At 61.8% G+C, this 6000-nt stretch carries 3 protein-coding genes and 1 pseudogene; 1 reads left to right on the top strand and 3 read right to left on the bottom strand.

Going from position 1 to position 6000, the window contains the following annotated elements; genetic code table 11:
- A pseudogene (locus tag BG57_RS33060) lies at positions 1 to 254 on the top strand (glycosyl hydrolase); the annotation flags it as partial.
- Between the two features lie 95 nt (positions 255 to 349).
- Here BG57_RS33060 and BG57_RS17275 read toward each other — a convergent pair.
- The 3 genes from BG57_RS17275 to BG57_RS17265 form a co-directional block, all read right to left on the bottom strand.
- On the bottom strand, positions 350 to 2068 hold the full coding sequence (locus BG57_RS17275; RefSeq protein ID WP_152562629.1) for a cellulase family glycosylhydrolase: 1719 nt from the start codon (positions 2066 to 2068) through the stop codon (positions 350 to 352).
- A 42-nt stretch (positions 2069 to 2110) separates the two neighbouring features.
- Complete coding sequence (locus BG57_RS17270) at positions 2111 to 3337, bottom strand: hypothetical protein (RefSeq protein WP_075583160.1); 1227 nt, start codon at positions 3335 to 3337, stop codon at positions 2111 to 2113.
- Between the two features lie 115 nt (positions 3338 to 3452).
- Positions 3453 to 5774 carry a polysaccharide biosynthesis tyrosine autokinase gene (locus BG57_RS17265; protein ID WP_035966476.1) on the bottom strand — a complete coding sequence of 774 codons (2322 nt, stop codon included), beginning with the start codon at positions 5772 to 5774 and terminating at the stop codon, positions 3453 to 3455.
- Between the last annotated feature and the right edge of the window lie 226 nt (positions 5775 to 6000).

The following is a 6000-nucleotide window of genomic DNA, read 5'->3' as shown; positions in this document are numbered from 1 at the left end:
AGGATTCGTTCGGTGTGCCGATCTGGTTGACCGAGTGGGGCTGGAATGCCCAGAAGGACACCGCGGACCAACAGTCCGCATACATTCCGAAGGCGCTGGCTCAGTACCGGTCGCTCAAGGACAAGTACAACATCGAATCGATCATGATGTACGCGGTCATCGACGACAACTACGGCCTGATCGCGGGCGATGGCGTGACGAAGCGCGCGTCGTACAACAACTTCAAGAACTTCATCAAGGCGAACCCGGTTTAAGCGGACGCTTCGACAGCACGGACTTTGAACGCTCTGACTCTCGCGAGACGGAGCGTTTTTTTATGCGCGCGTGAATCGCGGTGCTTTATCGCTTCTTACTTCGCCGGGATCAGGTACTTGGGCAGCGCTCCCAGTTTCCACTGGAAACCTTCCTTGACCGTCAGCGTCGACGTCGCTCCTTGCCAGTCGATCTGCTTGTACGTGCCCGGCGGAACCGGCACTGACGTCGGCACCGGGTCCGCGTCCACATCGCTTCGCCAGCCGACGATCACGCGATCATCGCCGCCATACTGGAAGACCTTCGTATCGCCGTTATCGACGAGCGCGCGGTCCCATGCACGCGAGCCGATGTTGCGCATGAGCGTCGTAACGGCAACGTACGCGGGCTTCGGCGTGAGATCGAGCCGCACGAGGCCGAAGTTCGCTTCCTTGTCGGCCGGCTTTACACCGTCATCGACGAAGTCGTACCACATGACGGTTTCCACCGCGTTGAAACGCCGCGAGAGCAGGAACGTGCGGGCCGCGTAGGCGGCCTGCTTCTGCTCCGAGAGACCCGCTGCCGCCGGGCTCGACGGCCAGCCGATCTCGGTGATGTACACCTTGAGCCGCCCGATGTCCGGCCGCGGATGGGACTTCGTCATGTCTCGGAGATGCGGCCATACCGTCGGCACATTCACGCGCGGCAGCGGCGATCCTTGTGCGCTGTAGCCGTGATCCGGATCGTAGGGCGACATGTACGGATGGATACTGAAACCGTCCTGGTACTCGAGCGCACCGGCTTTGACGATCTGCGCGATACAGTCGCCACCCGGCCCGCCGCCCGCGCCGCCTCCGCCGCATGACACGACGTTCGCATCGGGGCTGACCTTCTTGATCGCGGTGTAGACAGGCTTCAGCAGCGCGATGTAGTTGTCGTAGCCGATGCGCGGAAACGCAGGCTCGTTCCAGATTTCCCACGTCTTCACGTCGTCGCCATAAAAGCCGACGACCTTCTGCGCATAGCGCACGAAAAGATCGCGCTCCTGGTCCGTTCGCGGAAAGCCTTGCGGTCCCCGGAAGAGGGCAGGGTAGGCGCGAGCGTTGCCGTAATCGAGCACGATCAGCGGCTTGATGTTCATCTTCGCCGCCTGACGCACGTATCCGCCGTAGTCGTTTTCGTTGCGCCCGAACTGGAACTTGCCCGGCGTCTTCTCGACTTCGCTCCAGTACAGCTCGTCGCGTATCCAGGTGAAGCCCGCGCGCTTGATGAGCGCAAGCACCGTCGCGGGGTTGCCCTTGCGCTGGCCGAAATGCGTGGCGACGCCCGCGTCCTTGAAGGTGCCGTTGCCCGATGCAAGCGCGGCGAGACTCACCTTGACCGAATCGCCTTCGCCGCCGCTCGCGGATACGAGTTTCGCATCGAGGACATACAGGCCGGGACCGGGCAAGGACACGTTCACCGCCACTTGCGCGCCGCCTTTGCTATTCGATGCCGACGCGCGGTAAGTATCGACCGGCGTCTGCGAAAGCTCGGCGTTGTCGTCATAGCGATAAAGCGTCGCGACGACCTGCGCACCTTCCGATGCGCTTCCCGGTGCGAGCTTGAACGTGATGCGCTTGCTGCCGGCATCGTCGCTAATGAGCGTGCCCGGCGCATTCGATACGGTCAACGCACTGGCGGCGAACGCATCGCTGGTGAAGGCGAGTCCTGCGAACTGCGCCGCGAGCATCAGCGTGGCCGATGCAATGAGGCGCGGACGAATCGATCGGACGTAAACGGAGCGGGCGTGACGCGGGCCGCGCGACACGGCCCGCATCGTGCGAGGCACTTGCATTGAAACTCCTTCGGACTGCGTACCTGTGGGTGGTTCGGCGGGTCACTCGCCTTCGACGACGCGCATCGCGCGCGCACGAGGCGTGCGCGGCGGCGAAAAGCGCCGCGCCCGCGTGAGTGCGCTGCGCGGTCCCTTGTGCCATGCCGCGAGCCGTTGCTCGGCGATATAGGCCTGGAAACGCGGCCAGTACAGCAGCAGGTAGCCGAGCGGCACGAACGACGTGACCGTCGTGATGCTCACCGTCGACGATATCAGCAGGAACAGCAACAGAACGAAGCCATCCGATGCGGTGAACGCCACCACGCCGAACAACAGAAGCGCGCTGAAGAGACCCATGTCCGCGACGGAAGCCGGCAGGCCCGCGAACGGCACGCCCGCCACCATCATGTCCGCTTCGATGAGGCGGATATAAGGCAGATAGCGGTAGTGCTTGAGAATCTCGGGCGCGCTGATGCCGGAAATGAGATCTTCGAGCTTGGCTTCGACCATGAACGGATAGCCGCCGAAGCGATGCCCGAACGTCTCCGAACCGAAGAAGTTGTGGTTCCCCATGAAGACCGACAGCGCCGTGATCGACACTGCAAACGCGCAGAACACGACGAGCGGATGCGCTGCGCGCAGCGGCTTGCGGAAAGGGTAGAGCGCAGCGAACAGAAACAACAGCATCGATGACTTCGAGAAGCTGATGATCAGGCCGAACACGTAGAGCGCCACCACCCGCTTGTCGATGCGCTCGCTCGTCGCGAGATAGACGACCAGCGATGCAACCAGCAGCGATGAAAAGAAACCCGCTTCACGCGACAAGCCGGAGACGCGCGCAAAGTAGAAGACTTCGAAGAAGTTCGTATAGGCGGCTGTTGCATACGAACCCCAGATCATTTGTCCGAGCGCGCGCGGACCCAGCGCCATCGCGAGATCGCGGTTCACGTAGTACAGCACGAACTGCAGCGCGGCGAATCCGATGTTGATCAGCATCCACACGTGCAGATAGAAAATGCGCCGCTGCTTCGAGTACAGCAGATAACCGATGCATATCGCGAGCGAAATCACGCGCACGGCCACCGTCGGCGATCCGATGAGACTGACCGCAACCGCGACCGCGAGCGGCCCGCTCCAGCGACGCACGGTGCTCGTCAGAAAACGCGTGAAACCGGGATCGAAGAACGGAATGAAAAGGTAGAAGTAAACCGTGAAGCCCCCCACCTGCGGATTCAGAATCACGCAGGTGAAGAACATGTAGAACAACATCGAGATGGTGCGTGCGTACATAGGTCTCTCCGGACGCTAGCGTCCATCGACTCGAATTGTTATGACGCCTTTGGCGGGACCGCGCGCCGATGAAACGGCGGCGGTCCGGCGGTCTTGTCCAAAGGTGACGATGAGCTTAGTCCTCTTCCGTCGTCACGTTGGACATGTAGGCGCTTGCGTACGCATACGTGCGTTTCTCGCTGCGGCGCTTTGGAACCGCATTGAAGATCACGCCCGCGATACGTGCGCCCGTCAGATCGAGGCGCTTGATGGCTTCCTGCAACTCGCCTTCGCTTTGGGCGCTCGGCCGCACGACGACCACCGACGACCCCGCGTTCGCGGCGATCAGGTTGGCGTCGCTGACAGCGAGCACGGCGGGCGTATCGATGATGACGAGGTCGTAACGCTGTTGCAGCAGATCGAGGATCAAAGGCAGACGCGGCGTCGACAGCATCTTCGACGGGTTCGCCGGGAAGCGGCCCGAGGTCATCAGCGAGAGACCCGGCACATCCGTTTGGCGAATCGCCTGATCGATCTGGATCTTGCTCGCGAGCACTTCCGCAAAGCCGTTGCCGCCGTGTTGCCCGAAGATCGACGCGATGCGGCCGCGTCGCATGTCGCCGTCGATCAGCAGCACGTTCTTGCCGGTTTGCGCATGAAGCACGGCGAGGTTCGACGCGACGAAGGTCTTGCCGGTGCCCGGCGTAGCGCCCACCACGGCAAGCACGTTGTTCGGCGCCGGGCCGATATCCAGCATCAGCGATGCATGCACCGCGCGCAACGCTTCGACGGCCATGTCGCGATCGCCGAGCGCGGAGAGCGGGTGATGGCCCACGTCATCGGAGGAAAGTCCCTTGGCATCGCGCTCGTCGCTCAATACGCGGCGCGACGGGTCGCTCGTCAAAGCACCCGGACGGCTCTTGCCAGGCAGAAGCGATGCCTTCGACGGACGATCGAGACGCGCCTGAATCGGGCTGAAGCTGACCGCACCGAATACCGGCAGGCTCAGGCGGCTTTCGACCGAGTGCGGGCTCTTCACGCTGCGCGAGAGTTGATCGCGGAAGAACACGAACAGAATACTTAGGACTACACCCGCAGCCGCGCCGCCAGCGATGACGAGCGGACGCTTGGGCTTCGACGGGTCCGTCGGATAGATCGCCGAGTCGATCAGATGCACGTTGCCGATGGTGCCGGCGCGCGTGACTGCAAGCTCGCTCGCTTTCTGGCGCATCGCGACATAGATGTCTTCCGCGACCTTCGAATCGCGCGTCAGGTCCATCAGCTTGCGTTCGGAGCCCGGCAATTGGCCGAAGCGCTGATCGAACGCCTGCTTTTGCGCCCTGAGCGTGGCGAGTTGCTCGTCGATCGTACGCACTTCACGCGTGTTCGGTGCGAAGCGGGCTGCCGTCTGCGTGCGCTGCATTTGCAGCGAAGCGATTTGCCGTTCGATGTCGAGGCTGCCTTGCAGGTACGAGGTCGCTTCCGTGCCTGGCTGCATCGAGTTCGACGAGCGGCGATAGTTGGTCAACTCGCTCTCGGCGCGTTGCAGCTCGCGTTCGAGCCGCGGCAGTTCGCCCAGAATGAAGTTTCGCGTGACGCTCGCTTCTTCACGATGCTGATCGACATGCGCCGCGATATACGTCTGCGCAATCGCATTCGTGATTTCCTGCGCGAGACGCGGATCTTCGTTCTCGTAAAGCACTTGAACGACGCCCGAGTCCTTCGTCGATTCCATCACCTTCAGGTTCTTGGCGAAGCGCGTCACAGCCTGATACTCGCTGAAGCGCGTGACGTTGAACTCAGTGCCGGGACGAGCGACGAGTTTGTCGATCATCACCGAGATGCCGTCGGCGTTCACCGCGCGGCCTACGGTGCCGTGCAGGATGGAGTTGCCGTCGGGATCGACCAGCTCGTATGCGCCTTGCGGCAGCACGCGCAGCATGAGCTTTCTGTTTTCGAGGCGCGGGGGCACGTCGAGCTGGCTGACGTTCACTTCTTCGCCGCCCCATGCAAATGAACTGAAACCGAGCACGGGCGCAGAGGGCTGGCCAGGCGTAGCCAGCAGTTCCGAGACGCGGCCGGCGAGCGGCATCTCGCGCGGCGCAACCAGCACGTCCTGGTGATACTTCTTGATGACCGGCAGAAGTACCGCGCGGCTTTGAATGATCTGAATCTCGGCGTCGGTCGGCAGCGTCGACGGAACGACCTGCTGCTGGCCTTGCGTGTTGTTCACGCCAAGCGCATTGGGGTTCGGATAGTCCACCTTGATGAGCGCATCCGATGCGAACATCGGTGTGGCGAGGTAGGCGTAAGCCGTCGCCAGCGCCGTAATGCCGATGATGATCGACACCACGAGCCAAGCGTTATCGACGATGAGCTTCCAGAAGTCGCTCGCGGAGAACCCGTCATCTCGGCTGCGCACAGGGACTGGATCGATCCCAAGAACTGGTGTGTTCATTAGAGGGTTTCCTTATGGATTCGAATGTCGGTCCAAAAAACCAGCGGCGTGCGGTGCAAGGAATACCGATCCCGCAATCGCACGGCCAGTAAAAAATTCCAACGTTTGCTAAAGAAGGAGATGTTTGGGACGTCCAAACACCGGACGGAACCCCCGAAAAAGACAAAACTCGGGAAAACGCGTAGCCGTCGCAATACTGCTTACCTTCAAGCCTCGTCAAATTAAG

Origin of the sequence: Caballeronia grimmiae, assembly GCF_000698555.1 — a bacterium.
GTDB lineage: Bacteria > Pseudomonadota > Gammaproteobacteria > Burkholderiales > Burkholderiaceae > Caballeronia > Caballeronia grimmiae.
The sequence above is the reverse complement of the archived record's forward strand: the minus strand, read 5'-3'. Positions and strand labels throughout refer to the sequence as shown.

Excerpts from the sequence above, each read along its gene's own strand:
- BG57_RS17275 (WP_152562629.1), bottom strand. The coding sequence starts at position 2,068 with ATGCAAGTGCCTCGCACGATGCGGGCCGTGTCGCGCGGCCCGCGTCAC.
- BG57_RS17270 (WP_075583160.1), bottom strand. The coding sequence starts at position 3,337 with ATGTACGCACGCACCATCTCGATGTTGTTCTACATGTTCTTCACCTGC.
- BG57_RS17265 (WP_035966476.1), bottom strand. The coding sequence starts at position 5,774 with ATGAACACACCAGTTCTTGGGATCGATCCAGTCCCTGTGCGCAGCCGA.